Annotated in this window: 13 protein-coding genes and 2 pseudogenes; 6 read left to right on the forward strand and 9 right to left on the reverse strand. The window is 73.2% G+C overall.

Going from position 1 to position 20,090, the window contains the following annotated elements; translation table 11 throughout:
• The first annotated feature begins 321 nt into the window (after window positions 1-321).
• The 3 genes from ABZZ38_RS07410 (at window position 322) to ABZZ38_RS07420 (ending at window position 5,756) form a co-directional block, all read left to right on the forward strand.
• The gene (locus ABZZ38_RS07410; protein WP_356736932.1) at window positions 322-2,115 is read left to right on the forward strand and encodes a S8 family serine peptidase; all 1,794 of its coding nucleotides are present in this window, start codon (window positions 322-324) and stop codon (window positions 2,113-2,115) included.
• 205 nt (window positions 2,116-2,320) lie between these two features.
• The gene (locus ABZZ38_RS07415) at window positions 2,321-5,104 is read left to right on the forward strand and encodes an AAA family ATPase (protein WP_356736697.1); all 2,784 of its coding nucleotides are present in this window, start codon (window positions 2,321-2,323) and stop codon (window positions 5,102-5,104) included.
• A 124-nt stretch (window positions 5,105-5,228) separates the two neighbouring features.
• Window positions 5,229-5,756 carry a hypothetical protein gene (locus ABZZ38_RS07420; protein ID WP_356736699.1) on the forward strand — a complete coding sequence of 176 codons (528 nt, stop codon included), beginning with the start codon at window positions 5,229-5,231 and terminating at the stop codon, window positions 5,754-5,756.
• Between the two features lie 41 nt (window positions 5,757-5,797).
• On the opposite strand, the gene ABZZ38_RS07425 is transcribed toward ABZZ38_RS07420, so the two are convergent.
• Complete coding sequence (locus tag ABZZ38_RS07425) at window positions 5,798-6,868, reverse strand: rhamnogalacturonan acetylesterase (RefSeq protein ID WP_356736701.1); 1,071 nt, start codon at window positions 6,866-6,868, stop codon at window positions 5,798-5,800.
• 44 nt (window positions 6,869-6,912) lie between these two features.
• Window positions 6,913-8,778 carry a family 43 glycosylhydrolase gene (locus ABZZ38_RS07430; protein ID WP_356736703.1) on the reverse strand — a complete coding sequence of 622 codons (1,866 nt, stop codon included), beginning with the start codon at window positions 8,776-8,778 and terminating at the stop codon, window positions 6,913-6,915.
• Window positions 8,779-9,072: 294 nt separating this feature from the next.
• Between ABZZ38_RS07430 and mmuM the strand changes: the two genes are divergently transcribed.
• Together mmuM and ABZZ38_RS07440 are read left to right on the forward strand one after the other, a co-directional pair.
• Window positions 9,073-9,999 (forward strand): homocysteine S-methyltransferase, encoded by a 927-nt coding sequence (gene mmuM / locus ABZZ38_RS07435; protein ID WP_356736705.1) that lies wholly within the window; start codon window positions 9,073-9,075, stop codon window positions 9,997-9,999.
• A 137-nt stretch (window positions 10,000-10,136) separates the two neighbouring features.
• Window positions 10,137-12,062 (forward strand): DUF2264 domain-containing protein, encoded by a 1,926-nt coding sequence (locus tag ABZZ38_RS07440; protein WP_356736707.1) that lies wholly within the window; start codon window positions 10,137-10,139, stop codon window positions 12,060-12,062.
• On the opposite strand, the pseudogene ABZZ38_RS07445 reads toward ABZZ38_RS07440, so the two are convergent.
• Window positions 12,059-12,610, reverse strand: a pseudogene (locus ABZZ38_RS07445) (helix-turn-helix domain-containing protein); the annotation flags it as partial. The gene ABZZ38_RS07440 and the pseudogene ABZZ38_RS07445 sit on opposite strands and share 4 nt — an antisense overlap.
• Between ABZZ38_RS07445 and ABZZ38_RS07450 the strand changes: the two are divergent.
• Window positions 12,610-13,026: pseudogene (locus tag ABZZ38_RS07450) on the forward strand (zinc-binding dehydrogenase); the annotation flags it as partial. The pseudogenes ABZZ38_RS07445 and ABZZ38_RS07450 sit on opposite strands and share 1 nt — an antisense overlap.
• Window positions 13,027-13,138: 112 nt before the next feature.
• Here the strand turns inward: ABZZ38_RS07450 and ABZZ38_RS07455 are convergent.
• The 6 genes from ABZZ38_RS07455 to ABZZ38_RS07480 all read right to left on the reverse strand — a co-directional run bounded on the left by ABZZ38_RS07455 (window position 13,139) and on the right by ABZZ38_RS07480 (window position 20,088).
• A complete protein-coding gene (locus ABZZ38_RS07455; RefSeq protein WP_356736709.1) occupies window positions 13,139-13,393 on the reverse strand; it encodes a hypothetical protein in 255 nt (84 codons plus the stop codon).
• Between the two features lie 84 nt (window positions 13,394-13,477).
• The gene (locus tag ABZZ38_RS07460) at window positions 13,478-16,219 is read right to left on the reverse strand and encodes a Tat pathway signal sequence domain protein (protein ID WP_356736711.1); all 2,742 of its coding nucleotides are present in this window, start codon (window positions 16,217-16,219) and stop codon (window positions 13,478-13,480) included.
• Window positions 16,220-16,324: 105 nt separating this feature from the next.
• Entirely contained in the window at window positions 16,325-16,918 is a 594-nt protein-coding gene (locus ABZZ38_RS07465) for a hypothetical protein (protein WP_356736713.1), read from the reverse strand.
• Between the two features lie 7 nt (window positions 16,919-16,925).
• Window positions 16,926-17,783, reverse strand: a complete 858-nt coding sequence (locus tag ABZZ38_RS07470; RefSeq protein WP_356736715.1) for a carbohydrate ABC transporter permease — start codon at window positions 17,781-17,783, stop codon at window positions 16,926-16,928.
• Window positions 17,780-18,799, reverse strand: a complete 1,020-nt coding sequence (locus ABZZ38_RS07475; protein ID WP_356736717.1) for a sugar ABC transporter permease — start codon at window positions 18,797-18,799, stop codon at window positions 17,780-17,782. The genes ABZZ38_RS07470 and ABZZ38_RS07475 overlap by 4 nt, the downstream gene beginning before the upstream one ends.
• Window positions 18,799-20,088, reverse strand: a complete 1,290-nt coding sequence (locus ABZZ38_RS07480; protein WP_356736719.1) for an extracellular solute-binding protein — start codon at window positions 20,086-20,088, stop codon at window positions 18,799-18,801. The genes ABZZ38_RS07475 and ABZZ38_RS07480 overlap by 1 nt, the downstream gene beginning before the upstream one ends.
• Window positions 20,089-20,090: the final 2 nt, after the last annotated feature.

The following is a 20,090-nucleotide window of genomic DNA, read 5'->3' on the forward strand; positions in this document are numbered from 1 at the left end:
GACAAGGGTTTCCCCCGTATCGGGTTCACCTCCCGTTTCCCTACTGTCTGCCGCACCGGCGGTTCTCAACCTCTGACCCGAGTGTCAGGTGCATGTAACTCCGAGCGCCACCGGTGACGGCCCCCGCCGCGGGGTCCGTCGCGCCGGCGGCGGCGCATGGGCAAACCCGGCCCAGGGGACTGCGGAGCCTCACCCCCACGTCGCGTCCGCAGTCCCCGCGTCCGCCCGCCGCGCCCCGCACCGTCAGCTGCTCCGGGAGTCGCCGGAGCCGCCCTGAAAGGGAACACCTTGAACGGTTCCAGGCGGAGACTCATATCCGTCGTGGCCGCGAGCGCCACGATCATCGGCGTGGCCGCCACCTCGTCGGTGGCGCTCGCCGCAGAGGCCACCCCCCTCCCGGCTCCCCAGGCCGCCCCGGGCACGCTGCCGAGCGCGCCCGTCGAGAAGGTCATCGTCACCTACAAGTCCCGTTCCCCCGAGGCCACGTCGAACAGCGCGGCCCGGGGCGACGCGGCCGAGAAGGCCCGCAAGACCGGCGAGAGCCTGTCGTTCGAGCGCCGTCTCGCGGGGGGCGCCGCGCTCGTCGACCTCGGTGACACGGCGACCAAGCAGGACGTCACGGACGTCATGGCCGCCTTCCGCGCCGACCCGGCCGTCGCGTCCGTGGAGCCCGACATCCGCGCCTACGCGATGGCGGTCACCCCCAACGACACCGAGTACGCCAAGCAGTGGGACCTCTTCGAGGCCACCGGCGGCATGAACGTGCCCGGCGCCTGGGACAAGACCAGCGGAAGCGGCGTCACCGTCGCCGTCATCGACACCGGCCAGACGAACCACTCCGACATGAGCGGGAACCTCGTCTCGGGCTACGACTTCATCTCCACCTCCACCGACGCCCGCGATGGCAACGGCCGCGACGCCAACCCCAACGACGAGGGCGACTGGAACGCCACCGACGGCGAGTGCGGCACCGGCTCCAAGGCGAGCAGTTCCTCGTGGCACGGCACGCACGTCGCGGGCACCATCGGCGCGACCACGCACAACACCAAGGGCATCGCGGGCATCGCGTACGGCGCGAAGGTCCAGCACGTCCGCGTGCTCGGCAAGTGCGGCGGTTCGTCCTCGGACATCGCCGACGCTATCACCTGGGCCTCCGGCGGCTCCGTCCCGGGCGTTCCGGCGAACGCGACCCCGGCCAAGGTCATCAACCTGAGCCTCGGCGGCGCCAGCTCCACCTGCCCCAGCGTCTACCAGACCGCCATCAACGGCGCGGTGTCGCGCGGCACCACCGTGGTCGTCGCCGCGGGCAACAGCAACGCCAACGCCTCCGGCTTCACCCCCGCCAACTGCGCGAACGTCATCACCGTGGCGTCCACCAGCCGTGAGGGCAACCGCTCGTACTACTCGAACTTCGGCTCCATCGTCGACGTCGCGGCTCCGGGCGGCGAGACCCGCCGCGCCACCGACACGCCGGGCACCGTCACCACGCCCGAGAACGGCATCCTCTCCACGCTGAACTCCGGCACGACCACGCAGGCGGCGGAGAACTACAAGCCCTACCAGGGCACGTCGATGGCCGCGCCGCACATCGCCGGCCTCGCCGCGCTGATGAAGGCCGCCAAGAGCACCCTCGCCCCGGCCGACATCGAGTCCGCGATCAAGGCCAACGCGCGTCCGCTGCCCGGCACCTGCACCGGTGGCTGCGGTACGGGCATCGCCGACGCCACCAAGACCGTGAACGCCGTGACCGGTACCACCACCCCCGGTACCGGAGCGGCGTTCACCAACGCCACCGACGTGACCATCGTGGACAACGCCACCGTGACGTCCTCGGTCTCCGTCACCGGCCGCACCGGCAACGCCCCCGCCGCCCTCAAGGTCGACGTGGACATCAAGCACACCTGGCGCGGCGACCTGGTCGTCGACCTGGTCGCCCCGGACGGCACCGCGTACCGCCTGAAGAACTCCAGCGGCAACGACTCGGCCGACAACGTCCTCGCGACGTACACCGTCGACGCCTCCACCGAGGCCGCCAACGGTGTCTGGAAGCTGCGCGTGCAGGACGTGGCCTCGGGTGACACCGGCTACATCGATTCCTGGGGTCTCACCTTCTGATCCTCTCGCGTGACCCGCGTCTGCGCTGGTCAGGGGCGTGTTCGTGGCACTTCGCCACGGGCGCGCCCCGCGGTGCGTCCGGCGTCCGTCCGTCCACATGCCGGACACGACACCTGGACTCCGGTGGCCGACTTCGTATTCTCTGCTCCCAGGCGGGTGCGCGGGCAGGGGGTCGCACACGCCGGTCGCAAGGGCGGTGGTGCATGTGAGGTCGGTTCCGTACCCCTCCACGCCCGTCGGCCGGGAGGATCTCCTCACGCGCCTCGACCAGGTCCTCCAGGGCCGGGGCCGTGCCCTGCTCACCGGCCCCGCGGGCATCGGCAAGACCGAGGTGGCCCAGGCCGCCGCCGACCGGGCCGCCGGCCGGGGTGAGACCGTGCTGTGGCTCTCCCCGCACCCCTCGGACCGGGACGTGGCCGGGGCCGCCGCCGCGGCCCTCGTCTCCTCCGTGCCCGCCGCCGCGCTCGACGGGCTGCCGGCCCCCCAACGATCCGCCGTCGCCGTGCTGTGCCGCGAGTCCGCGGCCCCCGAGTCCGGCTGGGACCCGGTCGCGCTGCGCCTGGGCATCGCCCGTATCCTGCGCACCCTCGCCGAGCGCGGCCCGGTCCTCCTCGTCGTCGACGACGCCCAGCGCACCGACGAGGAGAGCGCGGACCTGCTGCGCTTCGCCCTCCACCTCGCCCCGCCCGCCCTGCGGGTCCTCGCCGTCGAGACGCCGGCCCCGTACGCCGGTGACCCCGCGCCCCTCCCCCTGTGGGTGCCGTCCGAGGCCGACGTGCTTCTCGTGCCGCCCTTGCAGGCCGACGAGATCGCCGAGCTCCTCGTCCAGCACCGGCTGCCGTCCCGGATGGCCGGCCGCATCCACCGCACGAGCGGCGGGAACCCACGGCTCGCGCTCGCCGTCGGCCGGTCCCTCGCCGACGCCAGCACACCGGTGCACCACGCCGAGGCGCTGCCGCTGTCGGGACGGGCCCGGGACCTGGCGCGCCGGATGCTCGCCCCGGCCTCCCCCGCCGTCCGGGCCACCCTGCTCCTCGCGGCCCTGGCGCTGCGCCCGACGGCCGCCCTGATCCGCCGGGCGGGCCGCCCGACCGCCGAGGCGGAGCTGGCCGCCGCCGAGCGGGCCGGGCTGATCTCGGTGACCGAGGACGGGACGGTGGCGTTCACGGCCGGCCTGCTGCCCTCCACGCTGGTCCACGACACCTGCTGGACCGAGCGCAGCCAGGGGCACGCGGCGCTCGCGCGCGTGGTGGACGACCCGGTCGAGGCGGTACGGCACCGGGCGCTGGCCACGGACGTGCCCGACGAGGACCTGGCCGCCGAGGTCGCCGACGCCGCGGACACCGCCCGGCGCCGCGGCAACAGCGCGCTCGCCGCGGAACTGGCGCTGCTCGCCGCCGAGTCGACGCCCGTCCGGCTCGGGGCCCGCCGGATCGCGCGGCTGGTGGACGCCGCCGGGGAGGCCGCCCGGGCGGCCCGCGCGGACCTCGCCATGCGCGCCGCCGCCGACCTGCTGGCCCGCGACGCCGCGCCCGCCGACCGGGTCCGCGCCCGGCTCGCGGTCCTGGACACGGCGGGGCAGGGGCTGACCGACCTCGATGAGCTGTATGTGCACTCCATGGAGGACTCCGACGGCGACCCGGCGCTGCGCGCGGCCGTGCTGCTGCGGCTGGCGGTGAAACACGTCCTCGCGGACGGCGACCCGGTACGGTCCCGGGCCGCCGCGGTCGAGTCGGCGGCGCTCGCCTCGTCGGTGGGCGACCGGCACACGGCCGCCAAGGCGCTGACGGTGCAGGCCCGGATGGACAGGGCGCTCGGCTCGCCGGACGCCGAGCGGACGCTCGCGGAGGCCCGCGCCCTGGAGATGGCCGACCGCCCGCTCGGGGTGCGCAACGCCGCGCAGATACTGACCATCCGCCACGCCCTGTTCGACGACCGGCTCACCGAGGCCCGTGACCAGTTGAACGCCCTGCTGCCGCTGGTCGAGCGGCGCGGCCCCGTCGAGGACTCCATCGAGCTGCTGAACACGCTGTCCCAGGTCGACGCGCGGCGCGGCCAGTGCGCGGCGGCCCTCGCCCACGCCGGACGGTCGCTCGCGCTGACGCTGGAGGCGGGCCTGTCACCGGGGCCGGCCTGGTACCACCTCGCGCTGGCCGAGACGGCGGGCGGCAGCTTCGCGCGGGCCGCAGGCTACGCCCGGCGCAGCGTCCAGGCGTCGGAGGAGGAGGGCGACCACGTCTTCCTCTCGCGCAGTCTGTACGCGCTCGGCCGGGTCCAGCTGGTGACGGGAGACGTGGCCGGTGCGCTGGAGACGCTGCGCCGGGTGCAGGAGGCGGAGAACGCCCAGTGCGCCGTGGACCCGTCGATGCTGCGCTGGCACGAGGAGCTGGCCGAGGCGCTGCTGGCGAACGACGCCCGGGAGGATGCGGAGGCGCTCCTCGCCGATGTGGGTCCGGTCGCGGAACGTCTGGGCCGTACGACGGTGCTGCTGGGGTGCGACCGGGTGTACGCGCTGTGCCTGGCGGCGGGCGGGAAGACCGACGAGGCGGTCGCGCTGCTCGCCGAGACCGCCGAGCGGTTCGCGGCGCACGGGCTGGTGCTGGAGCAGGGGCGCTGCCTGATCGCGCTGGCGCGGGTGGAGCGCCGGCGGCGCCGGCGGTCGGCCGCGCAGCAGGCGCTGCACGGGGCGACGGCCGTGTTCGAACGGGCCGGTGCGGTGCCCTGGCTGGGTCTGGCCGCGGAGAGCCCCTCGTACGCCGAGCCGGCGCCGGGGGGTGCGGGCGCGGCCCTCTCCCGGCTGACCGAGTCGGAGATGCACTTGGCCCGGCTGGTCGGTGAGGGCGCGAGCAACCAGGAGGCGGCGGCCCGGCTGTATTTGAGCGTGAAGACGGTCGAGGCGCGGTTGACCCGGATCTACCAGAAGCTGGACGTGCGTTCCCGCGCCCAGTTGGCCACGGTGCTCAACGCCGCCGGGGCGCCTTCGCGTTGACGGCACGGCGTACGGCACGGCGTACGGCGCCGCGTACGGACGGCATGGTGCCCGGCGGTCCGGCGCGGCCTCGTCGCGGGCACGCGCCGCGCTCCCCTTGCCGCCGCCCCGGTAGCCTCTGCGGGTGAACGATGAAGTTACTCACTGGTACAGGTTCGCCGCCCTGCTGCCCGAGCCCGAGGCCACCACGGTCCGGGACTGCTGGGCCATGGGGGAACAGGAGGCCGGGCTCGACGTGCTCGTGTCCGGCCTCCAGGCGCACCAGGTGGTGCTCAGCGAGACGACCGTCGCCGAGATCGCGGTGACGGCGCGGGAGTGGGGCATGGGCGAGGTGCTCACGCCCCGGCTCCTGCGGTGCGCCGCGACGAGGCCGGGCCCAGGCGGAACCCCGCTCCGGCTCATCGAGCACCCGGATGCCCGGCCGCTCCCCTCCCCCGAACCGGGCGAGGTCCTGATCCCGTGGATCGGCTGCGGGCGCTGCGGCGAGGTACTGGCCCGGGCGCACACCGTGGAGCCGTGGGGTGGGCCCTCCTTCCTGCCGCGCCACTACGCGCTGCTCGCCCCCGGCAGGCCCGCCGCGCCCCGCCCGTTCCCCCGCGACTCCGCGTGGCCCGCGCTGGAGGCCCTGCGCGCGTGCCGCGCCGGCGCCTGAACGGCGGGCCTGCCGGGGTGTCGCAGCCGGCAGGTCCGGCGTCAGCCGTGCGTCGATCGGCCGATCAGCCCCTGGCCCCTCAGTGCGCCGGCGACGAGCCCGGCGTACTCGGTCGCGCCGCGCACCGAGGTGTGGGTGTTGTCGCGCTTCTCGTTCGTCAGGTACAGGGCTTTCGACGCCTCCACGCCGAGCTCCTCGACCCGCGCCCTGGTGAGCGCGGTCAGGTCGACCAGCGGGGTGCGAAGGGCCGTCGCCAGGGTGCGGATCTCCGCCGGATGGTCCACGCCGAGGCCGTTGACGAGCAGGGCGGTGCCGTTGTCGAGGGTGCCGTCGGGGTTGAACCAGCGGCGGACGATGGGCGTGACGAGGACGGGCCGGCCGCCCTCGGCGCGTACGCCGTCGACGAGCGCCGTGAGGTTGGCGCGGTAGGTCGTGGCGTCGGTCCGCTTGTCGTTGTGGGCCAGTTGGATGAGCACCAGGTCGCCCCGGCGGATGCGCTGACGGACGGTCGGGAACAGGGCCGGGTCGGTGAGGAAGGTGACGGTGCTCTCGCCGGAGTCGGCGTGGTTGGCGACGGACGTGCCGCGCCCGATCAGGGCGGGGAGCCGCTGCCCCCATCCGGCGTACGGCTCCCCCGGCTGGTCGCACACCGTGGAGTCGCCGATGAGCACGATCTGCCGGGCGCGTGGGGCGGGTGTGACCCGCAGGGCGGCCGGCGCGGGGGCGGGCCCGTCGAAGGTGAGCTGGAGGCCGGGTGTCCCGTCGGGGCCGGTGGGCTCGCCCTCGGGGGTGCGTACGTCCACGGTGAAGGAGCGGTGCACCCGCTCGCCGGGCGCGGTCGCGGTGTCGGCGAGCAGCGCGCGGCGCGTCTCGGCGGTGACGGAGGTGACGGCGGCGCTCTCACCGCCGAGGGTGACGGTGACGTGGTAGGTACCGGGCGGGACGTCGATGTCGCAGACGACGGGCGCGGTGCCGGCGCAGTGTTCCAGTCCCTGGCCGTACGGCGTCGCCGCGTGGGCGGGCGGCGCGGGCAGCGCGGGCAGCGCGGGCAGGGCCATGACGGCGGTGAGCGCGGTGGTGACGAGCAGGGTGGAACGTCTCGGGCGGTTCATGCGCGGGCTCCTGTTCGCGGTCGCGGTGATCCCCCCACGTAACCTCACGCGTCCTCCCTCAGCACCGTGAAGTGGCGGGCGAAGCCGGTGAGTCCGGGCAGTTGGCGGATCGGGGTCCAGGTGCGCAGTCCGTCCAGGCTGTCGCTGTAGTAGTACTTCTGCTCGGCGTAGCCGTCGAAGTACACGCGCCAGCCGCCGTTCGGGAGGCGCACGAGCGCGGGCCCTTCGCGCCAACTGCCCCAGCCCGCCCAGTCACCGGTGCCGACGAGGGTGTAGGGGCCGGTGAGACGGTCGGCGACGGCGTGCTCCAGGTACTTGGTCGTCTCCTGCTTGGTGAGGGCGTGGTAGGTGCCGCCGTGCCGTACGACGAAGGTGTCGATGTGGTTGGACCGGTCGAGGCCCGCGAGGGGCCGGGGCGTGGTCCAGGAGCGCAGCGTGCGGTCGGTGGCGGTGAGCAGGTGGGGCCGGAAGGTGTACGTGCCGGTGGTGTCGAGCGAGACGATGACATGGGTGGAGCCGTCCTCGTCGACGAACCACTCGGGCGCCCAGGTGCGGGCGAGCGGGGCGGTCGGCAGGGTGTGGTCGGCGACGAACTGCCAGTTCAGGCGGTCCTTGCTGCGCGCGAACCCGATGGTGTCGCCGGTCCAGCCGGTGGTGTACACGATCCAGTAGTGGCCGTCGGTGTGCCGGATCAGGCTCGGATCGCGGATGAGGCCGGAGGGCGGGGTGTAGGCGGGTCCCTTGAGGAGGGTGTACGTGGTGGCGTCGGTCGACTCGTACACGTACAGGTTCGACTCGCTGGTGTTGGTGAAGGCGGTCATCGTGTAGCGGGCGGCCTTCGTCGCGGGGCGCCGGGGCCGGTCGGCGACCGGGATGCCGAAGTCGGGGGTGCCGTCGGCCTTCCAGCCGAGCCGCTGGACGCGGGTGTGGCGGTTGGGGTCGTGCAGCGGGTCGCCCGTGATGTCCTTGTACGGGCGGGCGTGGTAGACGAGGACGTCGGTGCGGCCGTCCTCGGCGACGGTGAAGGAGTTGTGGCCGGGGCCGTACTGCCCGGTGGTGGCGTCGCTGGTGAAGACCGGCTTCGGCGACTTGGTCCAGGACGTGGGGTCCATCAGGTCGCTGTCGGAGGCGGCGGTGAGCAGGCCCATGCAGTAGTTGCTGTCGGTGGCGCTGGCGGAGTACGTCATGAAGACGCGGCCGTCGCGCTCGATGAAGGAGGCGCCCTCGTTCACCTTGAAGCCGACGCACTCCCAGTCGTACTCCGGTGTGGTGAGCCGTATCTGGGGGCCGGTGAGCGTCCACGGGTTGGCCATCCGGGACAGGAATATGCCGGTGTTGTGGTCGATGCCGGGCTCGTGCTGCGCCCAGGCGAGGTAGCGGCTGCCGCGGTGGGTGAAGGTGGTGGCGTCGAGGGAGAAGGTGTCCCAGGCGGTGGTGATCCGGCCCTTCTCGGTCCAGGTGCCTTTGAAGGGGTCGCGGCTGGGGTTCTCCAGCACCCACATGCGGATCTTCCACACGTCGTTCGCGGGAGCGGCGGCGAAGTAGATGTACCAGCGGCCGTCGATGTGGTGGATCTCAGGTGCCCAGATGTGGGCGCCCATGTCGCCGCTTGAGCGCTTCTTCCAGATCACCGATTCCTCCGCCGTGGAGATCCCCCGCAGGGTGCGGGAGCGACGCAGGATGATCCGGTCGTACTCGGGCGCGGTGGCGGTGAAGTAGTAGTGCCCGTCGGTGTGGCGGTGGATGTGCGGGTCGGCGCGGTTGCGGACGAGCGGGTTGCCGTACGCGGCCGGTGCGGCGGAGGCCGTGGCGCCCGCGGGCCCGACGGCGGGTGCGGCGGTCAGGGCGCCGGCGGCGAGGGCGCCCTTCAGGAGGACTCTGCGGCTGGGGGGTTGCTCACTGCGGCTCATGCGGTGGCCCCTTCGGAGCTCGGTTCGACATGTCGAACGTCATCTGCAATACCGAACAGCGAAACGGTAAGGGTGCGCGGGGAAGAGGTCAACGGGTCGGGAAGGACGGGGATCCGGGCACGACGCCCGCCGTGACGCGGCACGGTGACGCCCTTCCCGAACGGCTGAAGCGCCCGGGGTCGAAGCCCTGGCCGCCTCGGCCCCTTCGACGGCCTTCCGCCGCCCCGCCGGCGGTCCGTCGGAGCCGGTACGGTCACGCACGCGCCGATCGGAGGGTTCCGCTACCTTCGGCGCATGCACAGCGCCGCGCCCACGTTCCTCGACGCCCTCGCCGCCGGCTCCCCCCTCGTTCTCGACGGCGGGCTGTCCAACCAGTTGGAGGCAGCCGGGCACGACCTGCGCGACGCCCTGTGGTCGGCGCGGCTGCTCGCCGACCGGCCCGAGGCGATCATCGAGGCGCACCTCGCGTACTACGAGGCGGGCGCCGGCGTCGCCATCACCTCCGGTTACCAGGCGACGTTCGAGGGCTTCGCCCGGCGGGGCATCGACCACGACCGGGCCGCGTACCTGCTCGCGCTGAGCGTGGAGCTTGCCCGGGAGGCCGCCCGGCGGGCCGAGGCCAGGAGCCCCGGCCGGACGCTGTGGGTCGCCGCGTCGGCCGGCCCGTACGGCGCGATGCTGGCCGACGGGTCGGAGTACCGGGGCCGGTACGGGCTGGGCGTCGCCGAGTTGGAGCGGTTCCACCGGCCACGGCTGGAGGTGCTGGCCGCCGCCCGGCCCGACGTCCTGGCGCTGGAGACCGTGCCGGACGCGGACGAGGGGCGGGCCCTGGCCCGGGCGGTGCGCGGGCTCGGCGTACCGGCCTGGCTGTCGTACACCGTGACCGGGGACCGGACGCGGGCCGGTCAGCCGCTGGACGAGGCGTTCGCAGTGGCGGCCGACGCCGATGAGATCGTCGCCGTGGGCGTGAACTGCTGCGCCCCCGAGGACGCCGACCGCGCGGTCGCGCTCGCGGCCCGGATCACCGGCAAGCCGGTCGTGGTCTACCCGAACAGCGGTGAGGAGTGGGACGCGGGGGCGCGGGCGTGGCGCGCGGGGTCCCCGGGGGCGTTCTCGGCGGCGCGGGTGACCGCGTGGCGTAAGGCCGGTGCGCGTCTGGTCGGGGGCTGCTGCCGGGTGGGGCCGGACGTGATCGCCGACATCGCCGCACAACTGAATTGATCCGCACCACGGCACCCGGCCGCCCCTGAGCGTTTGATCGTTTCGGCCGCCAGCGGATCGGCGCATTGACCGAGCCGGCGCCGAGCGATCAGCATGACGGGGGTTTCCCACCGTGGAGAGAGGCTGGCGCACCCGGCATGAGCGAACACCTGCGACTCCCGCCCGAGGACCGGTCGCTCAGCCCGTACACCGGCTTCACCCGGGCCCACTGGGAGGCTGCGGCGGACGGTCTGGTCCGGGCGGCCTGGCGCTGGGCCACCCCGGGCGGCGCGCTGTTGCACCTGCCGGGGCGGCCGTCCCTGTCCGGGGTCCGCTCCGACGGCCTGGAGGGGTACGCGCGTACGTTCCTGGCGGCGGCGTTGCGCGTCGCGGGCGCGGCCGGGGAGGATCCGTACGGGCTGCTCGGCCGGTATGCGGACGGGCTGGCCGCCGGGACGCGCGCACCCGGGCGCGAGGACACCGAGTCATGGCCGCTGATCCGCCATCACCACGTGGGCGGCCAGCCGATGGTGGAGTCCGCGTCCGTGGCGCTGGGGCTGCGGCTGACCCGTCCCTGGCTGTGGGACCGGCTCGACGACGACGTACGGGACCGGGCGGAGGAGTGGCTGCGCGGCGCGCTGCGGCACACGCCCGCGCCGAACAACTGGTACCTGTTCCCCTTCACCGTCGCCGGGTTCCTGGAGTCGGTGGGGCGCGGCGACACGGAGACGGCGCGGGCGATCGAGCGGGGCCTCGGGCTGCTGGAGACGTGGTACCGGGGTGACGGCTGGTACGCGGACGGCGACGGCCGGGGCTTCGACCACTACAACGGCTGGGCGCTGCACCTGTATCCGGTGCTGCACGCCCATCTCGCGGGCGACAAGCCACTGCTGGATGTGTACGGGCCTCGGCTGCGGGAGCATCTGGAGGGTTTTTCCCTGCTGTTCGGCGGCGACGGGGCGCCGGTCCACTTCGGGCGGTCGCTGTCGTACCGGTTCGCGGCGGGCGCGGCGGTCGGCGCGGGCGCGCTGACCGGGCACACGCCGCTCACGCCCGGCGCGTCACGGCGACTGCTGAGCGGCTGTCTGCGGTACTTCCTGGACCGGGGAGCGGTGGACGCGCGCGACGGTCTGCTGACGCTCGGCTGGCACGGTCCGCACGAGCCGACGCTCCAGCCGTACTCGGGCCCGGCGTCGCCGTACTGGGCGTCCAAGGCGTTCGTGGCGCTGCTCGCCCCGACGGACCACCCGCTGTGGACGGTACGTGAGGAGGCGGCGCCCGCCGAGAGCGGCGCCGACCGGGTGCTGGCGCTGCCGGCGCCCGGACTGCTGATCCAGACGACCGGCGCGGACGGGATCGCCCGGCTGCACAACCACGGCAGCGATCACCTCCGCCCGTTCGAGGGCGAAACGGCCGGCCACCACGACGTGCTGTACGGTCGGCTCGCCTACTCCACCCGGACGGGGCCGACCTCCGCCGCGAACACGCCCGACAACCACCTGTCGGTCGAGGTCGACGGCGTGCCCTCGGTGCGCTGCCGCGTCCACCCGCTGGGCGCGGGCCACGGCGACGGCTGGGGGTGGGCGGCCTCCTGGCACCGGCCGGTGTTCCCCTCCGGCCCGCCGATGGTGCCGGGCCTGCGGGTCGAACACGTCACGGTCGTACGCGGCCGGTACGAGCTGCGGGTGCACCGGGTGACGGGCCTGCCGCACGGCGCGCGCGTACGGCTCTCCGGCTGGGCCACGGGCCCCGACGAGCCGACGGCCTCGCACCTGCACGGGCTGCGGGGCTGGGCGTACGCCGAGGAGGCGCGCGCCCCGCACGGCACGGCGTTCACGCGCTGGGCGACGCTGCCCCGGCTGAGCACCGCTCCCTGTGAGCGGGGTACGGTGCTGCTGGTCGCCCTCGCCTCGCTGACGGGCACGAGGGCTCCCTCCCCGCTCGCCGAGGTGGCGTCCGTGGAGCACGCGGACGACGACGCGGTGGAGGTGCGGTGGGCGGACGACGGCGCCCTCACGCGCGTCGCGTTCTCACCGGTGACGGTCACGGTGACCACGGCGCCGGCGCGGACGGGCGGGCACTAGCGGGCGGCGCCGGCCGGCCGGAAGGTGCGGCGGTACGCGAGCGGTGAGACGCCGATCGCGGCGTGGAGGTGCTGGCGCTGCGAGGCGGCGGTGGCGAAGCCCACCTCGCCGGCGATCCGGTCCACCGGCAGGTCGCTCGTTTCGAGCAGGTGCCGGGCGCGCGCGACCCGCTGCTGGGTGACCCAGCGTCCCGGGCTCATGCCCACCTCGTCGGCGAAGCGCCGGGCGAAGGTGCGCCGGCTCATCCGTGCGTGGCCCGCGAGGTCGGCCAGCGTCAGCGGCAGGTGGAGGTTTTCGAGGGCCCACGCGCGCGTGGCGGCCGTCCCGGCCGTCGACGGGCCCGGGACCGGCCGCTCGATGTACTGGGCCTGGCCGCCGTCCCGCCAGGGCGGCACCACACACAACCGGGCGACCCGGTTGGCCAGGGCGCTGCCGTGGTCGCCGCGCAGGACGTGGAGGCACACATCGACTCCGGACGCCGCCCCGGCCGAGGTGAGCAGGTCGCCGTCGTCGACGAAGAGCACGTCCGGATCGAGCGCCACCCGCGGCCCGCTCGGACAAGCACGCCTTCCTGCGCGACCTGGGCGCCGACGAGGTGATCGACTACCGGGAGGTGGACTTCGCCGAGGCCGCCGGCGACATCGACGTCGTCCTGGACACCGTCGGCACCGACGACTACCGCGCCCGCTCACTGCGCACACTGCGCCCGGGGGGCCTGCTGGTCTCCATCCTCCCCATGGGCCGCGACGAGCTCCACGCGCAGGCCGAACGGCTCGGCGTCCGCGCGGAGTCGCTGCTCGTCGAGGCCGACCACGCGGGCATGAACGCCATCGCCGCCCTCGCCGAGGCGGGCGAGCTCCGCGCGGCCATCGCGGGCACGTTCCCGCCGGCGGACGCCGCCAGGGCCCACGCGCTGGGCGAGACGGGCCGCACGGCCGGCAAGCTGGTGCTCACGGTGCGGTGAACGGCCCTGGGCAAGGGCTGTGCGGACGGCCCGCGCGGACGGCCCGAGCGGACGGCTCACGTCACCGGACCGAGTGGACGGCTCACGTCGCCGGACTGCGCGGTCCCGCCGGTCAGCCGCCCAGCGGGAGGCCGGCGGGGACCCCGCCGAGGAGGCCGCCGCCCACCGGCAGGGGCGAAGCCTGGCCGGGCCGGCCCTGCGACTGCGGGCCGGAGGCGAGCAGTCCCGTGCTGTTGAGGTCGGTCATGACAGGGGTGCCGACCGAGGCGGGCGGGGCATCGGCGGCGGCCGGGGCGACCGCCGCGATGCCCGCACCCGCGATGCCGGCGCAGACGGTGATCAGCCGGATACCGGGGCGCATGCTCATATCTGTCTCCTTGCACGGGGTGAGAGGAAGAGAAAGGTTCCTACGGATATGTGCAACGAACCCCGGCGCCCGACGACACTGCGCTCAGCCCGGCATCTTGTCGCCCACCAGGGCCAGGTTCTGGATGGCCGCGAGGCCGAACAGCGCCGTGGTGTTGGTGCTGATGGCCAGGTGCTCGTCACCCGGTTCGAGCACGGCCGGGCCTTCCAACCGGGTCCTCTCCCACTTCATCGCGGTGGTGTAGCCGTCGCTCGCGTAGAACTTCCGCCAGGCGCGCGCCGCCAGCCCGTCGTCCTTCAGCTGCGCCGCCGCGTAGGCGTCCTGCCGTGAATGCCCCTGGAACAGCAGCAGGTTGCCGAAGTTCGATCCGTACCGCGCCGCCTGCTCCGCCTTGGTGGCGTTGAAGTAACGGCAGTAGTCCAGCCACGCCTCCTTGAACTTCGGCATGTCGATCAGGTCGATGAGCTCGGCGCACATCTCCACCAGCCCGAACATGGCGGACAGGTGGGACACGCCCACGACCGGCTTGTCCGCCACCGCGAACCTGCCGGTGTCGAGGTCGTACAACCCGGTGCCCTGGACGAACCCGTTCGGCTGGGCGGCGATCGTCTCCATGGTGGAGCGCAGCCGTGCCTCCGCCTTCGCCGCCTTCGGCCCCCCGCGCTCCCACTCGGTGAGCCACGCCGCCGCCAGGCCGCTCCAGTCGGTGCCGAAGCCGATGGACAGGGCGTGGCGGTCCGGCTCGTACGGCTCGGTGCGGATCTTGCGGATGGGGTCGAGCACGAGGAACGTCTCGTCGGAGTCGACGAGGTCGCGCATCAGGTCGCCGACCCGCTCGTCGGCGGTGAGGAAGTAGTAGGGCCGGCGGTAGACGGCGGTGGAGATCCGCTGCTGCTTGGCGCTGTCGGCGAAGTGCTGGACGCCGTGCCGGGTGCCGAGACCGGCCCACGTGCCCAGGTGGTAGACGTCGACCTCACCGGTGTGGCGGGTCATCGCCTCGGCGAAGCGGAAGACGTCCGCGCGGCCGGAGCGCAGATACGCGTACCAGAGCCACAGGTCGGGTGAGAGCTCGGAGTTGTCCCACGCGTAACCGCCGACGTCGTAGCGCCACTGGTGCCGGTCCTCGTCATAGGTGTGCATGATGTCGCCGTAATCCCAGAAGCCGTACCAGCGGCGCTGCTCGACCTGGTCCTTGTAGTACGTGAAGAGGAAGTCCAGCTGGTCCTCGATCCTCGCCTTGGCGGGGGTGGACCGGTCGACGGGCGCGAACAGGCCGCCGAACACCCCCGCCCTGGTGAGATCCCGCGGGGACGCGGCGAGCTGCGGCGGGGTACGGACGGCGGCGGCCTGGGCGACGAGCGTGGCGGCGTCCGGCGTCGCGGCGTTGGCCCAGAACATCAGCTCGCTGGTGCGGGCAATGCCGTACGGGGTGCCGAAGCCCGGCTCGTGGTCCTCGTACGTGATGTTGAGGCCCTCCAGCTGCTCGGGGTACGTGTCCTGGCCCATGCCGTCGTGGTAGAAGCGCAGATCCATCGGTTGCGCCTCCGGCGACCACAGCCACAGGGTGACCTCGGCCTCGTCACCGGCCGCGCCACGGATGTCGAGCTGGGCGGGGTGTTTCTCCCAGAAGTCCCGCAGCCCGAAGGACAGCCCGCCGCTGACCCCGCCGACGTATCCGAAACCGCTCGCCCGGCCGCCGCCGCCCGCCGGGATCCAGCCATGGCCCGGCTTGGTGCGCTTGCGCAGGGTGAACCCGTCCGCGGACAGCTGGGAGAGGGTGTAGTCGCCCCAGGTGGGGACGTACCGCAGACGGGACGTGACGCGCTGGTCCCAGGTCGACGGGTCGGGCAGCCTCTCGCCCTTGACCTGGGCGGCACGCACCGCGGCGCCCGGATCGCGGCGCAGACCCGTGATGCCCTGGACCGCCTCCGTGAGGAAGCCCTTGCCCTCCCCCGCGACGCGGATGTGACGGTCGTACGCGGCATCGCGCATCGGCACGGTGAAACGGACGCCCAGGCCCCGGATGAAGTCCTTGTTCTGATCGCCGTCGTAGGTGATCGTGTGGACCATACGGAACGACTCGGCACCCGCGTAGAAGTAGAGCCGGACACAGAACGGCAGCCAACTGCGGCTCCCCTTGCGGTGTTTGCCGTCGATGCGCACCACCGCGCGGATGGGGCCCCGCTGTTCCACGGTGGCGCCGCTGATCGTGCCGTCGAACCGCTCCCATGTGGCGTTGCCCCGGTCACCGTCGTCCACATCGCTCTGGCGCAGCAGGACGAGCCGGCCGTCGGAGGCGATCCTCGTCCCGTCCCGGGTCACGGACTCGACCAGCTTCTCGCCGTCCTTGGACACCACGACCCTGACGGTGCCCGTGTCCACGGTGATCCTGCGGCCGGTCGCGGTGACCGTGACCCGCTGCGCGGCGGTCGCCGGCGCCCCGGCGGCCAGCGTGAACGCCTCAGCGCCGGCCGCCGCCGGGCCCACCGCGTGAGCGGTCCACTTCAGCGAACCATCGGGCCAGCGCGCCGTGACCCAGGTCTGCACGGGGACCTCCTCGCCGTCGGCGGTCGCCAGGGCGAAGGACGTGTCCCGCGGATGGGCGCCCCTGGGCCACGGCACACCGAACGTCGAACCCGGCGCGGCTCCCAGCCCGCCGGACTCCAGCCACCGGACCGTCACCGGCCCGTCGGCCACCGGCGACCGGGCGGGCGCGGCCGGCCCGGCGGCCCGCGCGGTGCCACCGCCCATCGCGCGGCTGAACTGGGCGGCGGCCCCGGCAGCCGCGGCGGCCTTGAGAAGGGATCTACGAGGAAGCGGAGACATGAGGACCTTTCTGCTGTGTTCGAGGGCTCGGTTCGCCGACAGGCGCTGCGGGGCGGCGCCGCGGGGCACCGGGACGAGGGGGCCGAGGCGGCCCCGGTACGCGGATCAGATGACGTCTCGGCGCCGGGCGTGTCGCCGGTCGACCGCCAGCGCCGCCGCCGTGAGCATCCCGAGCGCGGGGGCCGCCAGGGGCGGGGCGAGCCACGCCGACGCCGTGATCACGCCGAAGCCGCACACGAGCACGAGCGAACCGGCCGGGTCCGCCGCCGTGCGGCGGGTGGCCGTTTTGAGCAGGGAGCGCCAGGAGCTGCCCGGCCGCCATGCCGTGGCCGCCCGCAGTCCGGCGACGGTCAGGCCGAGCAGGGCCAGTACGCCGACGGCGCCGACCAGGGGCCCGCCGGGGAGGCCCCCGGCTCGTACGACCGCGAGGTCGGCCCACACCAGGGTGAGCACCGCCCAGCCGGCCAGCCCGGTGAGCAGGCCGCCGTGGCGGGCGGCGGCCCGTACGTCGGCGGCGAACTCGCGCAGGCCGCCGCGCTCGTGGGCCAGGTGGCGGCGCATATGGGCGGCGCCGGCGGCGACCGCGGCGGGCCCGGTGACGAGCGGGAGCGCCGCGAGGGTGATCCACACGCCGGTGAGGAGGCACTCGGCGAAGACGCCGAAGCGGGCCATCCGTTCCGTACCGGTACGGGTGCTCATCGGCGGCTCAGCCCTTCAGCCCGGAGGTCGCCATGCCGTCGATCAGGTACCGCTGGAAGGCGAGGAAGAAGAGCAGCACGGGAAGGAGCGCGACGAGCGACATGGCGACCATGCCGCCGTAGTTGGCGACGCCGTCCTGGTCGACGAACATCTTGAGGCCGAGGGACACGGTGTACTTCTCGGGGTCGTTGAGGTAGATCAGCGGGCCCATGAAGTCGTTCCAGGCGTGGATGAAGGTGAAGATCGCGCTGGTGATCAGGGCGGGGCGGCACAGCGGCAGGACGATCGACCAGTAGATGCGCGCGTGTCCGCAGCCGTCCAGCCGGGCCGCCTCGTCCAGCTCTTTCGGCAGTCCGCGCATGAACTGCATCATCAGGAAGACGAAGAAGGCGTCCGTGGCGAGGTACTTGCCGAGCAGCAGGGGCGTGTAGGTGTTGATGAGCTCCAGCTTCTGGAACATCACGTACTGCGGGATGAGCAGGACGTGGTACGGCAGCAGGAGCGTGCCGATCATGAGGCCGAAGAGGAGGCCCCGCCCCGCGAACCGGACCCGGGCGAAGGCGTAGGCGGCCAGGGAGCAGGACACCAGGACGCCGACGACCGAGCCGAGGGCGAGGAAGAGGGAGTTGCCGAAGAAGGTGGTGATGGGGATGTCGGCGATGCCGTCGGCGAGGCGGCGGTAGTTCTCGGTGATCGGGTCGGCCGGGAACAGCTCCAGGCTGCCGACGATCTCGTCGTTCGGTTTGAACGAGCCGCCGAGCACCCACACCACGGGGTAGAGCACCACGGCGAGGACGGCGAGCGAGCCGAGGTGCCAGGCCAGGGACGCGGCGCCGCGCCGGCGGACAGGGGTGAGCGCGCTCATCGGGCGGCCTCCTCGTAGTGCACCCAGCGCCGCTGGGACCAGAACAGCGCCGCCGTCACCAGACCGACCGCGAGCAGCAGCATCCAGGCCATGGCGGACGCGAAGCCCATCCGGCTGTTCTCGAAGCCCTGGACGTAGAGGTAACAGGTGTAGACGAGCGTGGCGTCGGCGGGGCCGCAGGTGCCGCCCTGGCCGCCGAGGATGTACGCCGAGCCGAAGATCTGGAAGGAGTGGATGGTCTCCAGCAGGACGTTGAAGAACAGGACGGGCGAGATCATGGGGAGGGTGATGTTCCAGAACCGGCGCCAGGGGCCCGCGCCGTCGACCTCGGCCGCCTCGTACAGCTCGCGCGGCACCTGCTTCAGGCCGGCCAGGAAGATGACCATGGGCGCGCCGAACTGCCAGACGGTGAGCGCCACCAGGCTGTAGATGATCCAGTCCGGGTCGCCGGTCCAGCCGCCGACGTCCACGCCGAACAGGGCCCGCTGCGTCCGGTCGACGATGGCGTCGTCCGAGAAGATCGCCTTCCAGACGATGGCGATGGAGACGCTCGCGCCGATCAGGGAGGGTGCGTAGAAGGCGGCCCGGTAGAAGGCCTGGCCGCGCCGTTTCTGGTTGAGCAGCAGAGCCACGCCGAGGGCGGCGGCGAGCTTCAGCGGGGTGCCGACGATCACGTACCAGAGCGTCACGTCGACGGAGTGGCGCCAGCGCGGGTCGGCGAACATGTCGGTGAAGTTCTTCAGGCCCACCCACTGCGGGGTGTCGAAGAGGTTGTAGTCGGTGAAGGCGAAGTAGAGCGAGGCGACCATCGGTCCGGCCGTGAGCAGCAGGAATCCGGCGATCCAGGGGGACAGGAAGAGGTAGCCGGCGAGGTTCTCGCGCCGGGCGCGGCGCCGGGCGGCGGGGCGGTGGGCGGCTCCTCCGCCGCCGTGCGGGGCGGGGCCGTGGCGCGGCCCGGGAGCCTGGTCCGCCGGGTGCGGAGCTGCGGTCTGGGGGTGTGTCACGGTGGTTCCCATCAGGAGCCGAGGGCCGTCTTCGACTCGGTGAAGAACTGATCGACGGCTTCGGCGACGGACCGCTTGCCGAGGGCCATGTCCTCGGCGACGCGCAGGAAGGCCGCCTCGGCGATGTCGGCGCCGGCCGGATGGGGGGTGATGGTTTCCAGGGCACCGCTGTCGATGAGCTGCTTCTCGTACGCGGCGATCTGCTTGTTGACCTCGTCCGTGGGCCGGAACGCCTCGTACTGCGCGGTGGTCGCCGGGACGCCGCGGTCGTAGCCCATGATCCGGGCCACCTCGGGCTCGTGGACCATGAAGTTGATGAACTGGGCGACTTCTTCGGGGTGCTTGGTGCGCCGGGACGCGCTGAGCATCAGGGAGCCGAGGTACTGACCCGTCTTCTTCCCGTCCGTGGTGGGGATGGGGGCGAGGCCGTACTGGCTCTTGCCCTCGGAGGTGTAGCGGATGGTGAAGTTGTCCCAGGTGAACTCGGAGGCGGCGACCTCGGCGGCCACGGCCGACTTGGGCTTGATCTGGGCGACCTTCTTCGGGTCGGAGTAGAGGCCGGACTTCACACCGGCGTACGCCTTGGTCCACCAGTCGGTGAGGTCGGCCTCGGTGAAGCCGAGGCCGTCGGCGGTGAAGAAGGCCTTGCCGTGCTGGCGCAGGTAGAGGTCGTACAGGTACATGACGCCGTAGTGGCCGCTGTCGCCGGCGCGGCCCTGGGTGTCACGGATCCTGGCGCAGGCGGCGTGGAAGTCGTCCCAGGTCCAGCCGGGGGCGGGGGCGACGCCGGCCTTCCGGAAGACGGGCTTGTCGATGACCAGGGCCATGGAGTTGGAGCCGACCGGGACGCCGAGCAGTTTGCCGTCGACCTCGCCGAACCGTTCCAGTCCGGCGCGGAAGCCGTCCAGCCCGAGGTGGCCGGCCTCCACCTGCTCCCGCAGGTCCAGGAGGACGTTCTTCCGGTCGTACTTGCGCAGGAAGCCGATGGCGTTCTGGAAGACGTCCGGCGGGTTGCCCCCGGAGGCCTGGGTGTTGAACTTCTTCCAGAAGTCGAGGTAGGGCTGGAAGTCGGTCTTGACCTTGATCTTCGGGTACTTCTTCTCGAAGAGGGCTATCGTCCGGTTGATCCGCCTGGCACGGTCGTCGGAGCCCCACCAGGCGTACCGGATCGTGACGGTCCCGTCCCCGCCGGAGCCGCTCCCGGTGCCGCCACAGCCGGCCGCGGTCAGGCCGAGGGCGGCCAGGGAGCCGCCCGCCATCTTCAGCAGGCCGCGCCGGTCAACAGTCCCATTCGTACGCACAG

Origin of the sequence: Streptomyces sp. NPDC006368, from assembly GCF_040612535.1 — a bacterium.
In the GTDB taxonomy this organism is placed as follows: Bacteria; Actinomycetota; Actinomycetes; order Streptomycetales; family Streptomycetaceae; genus Streptomyces.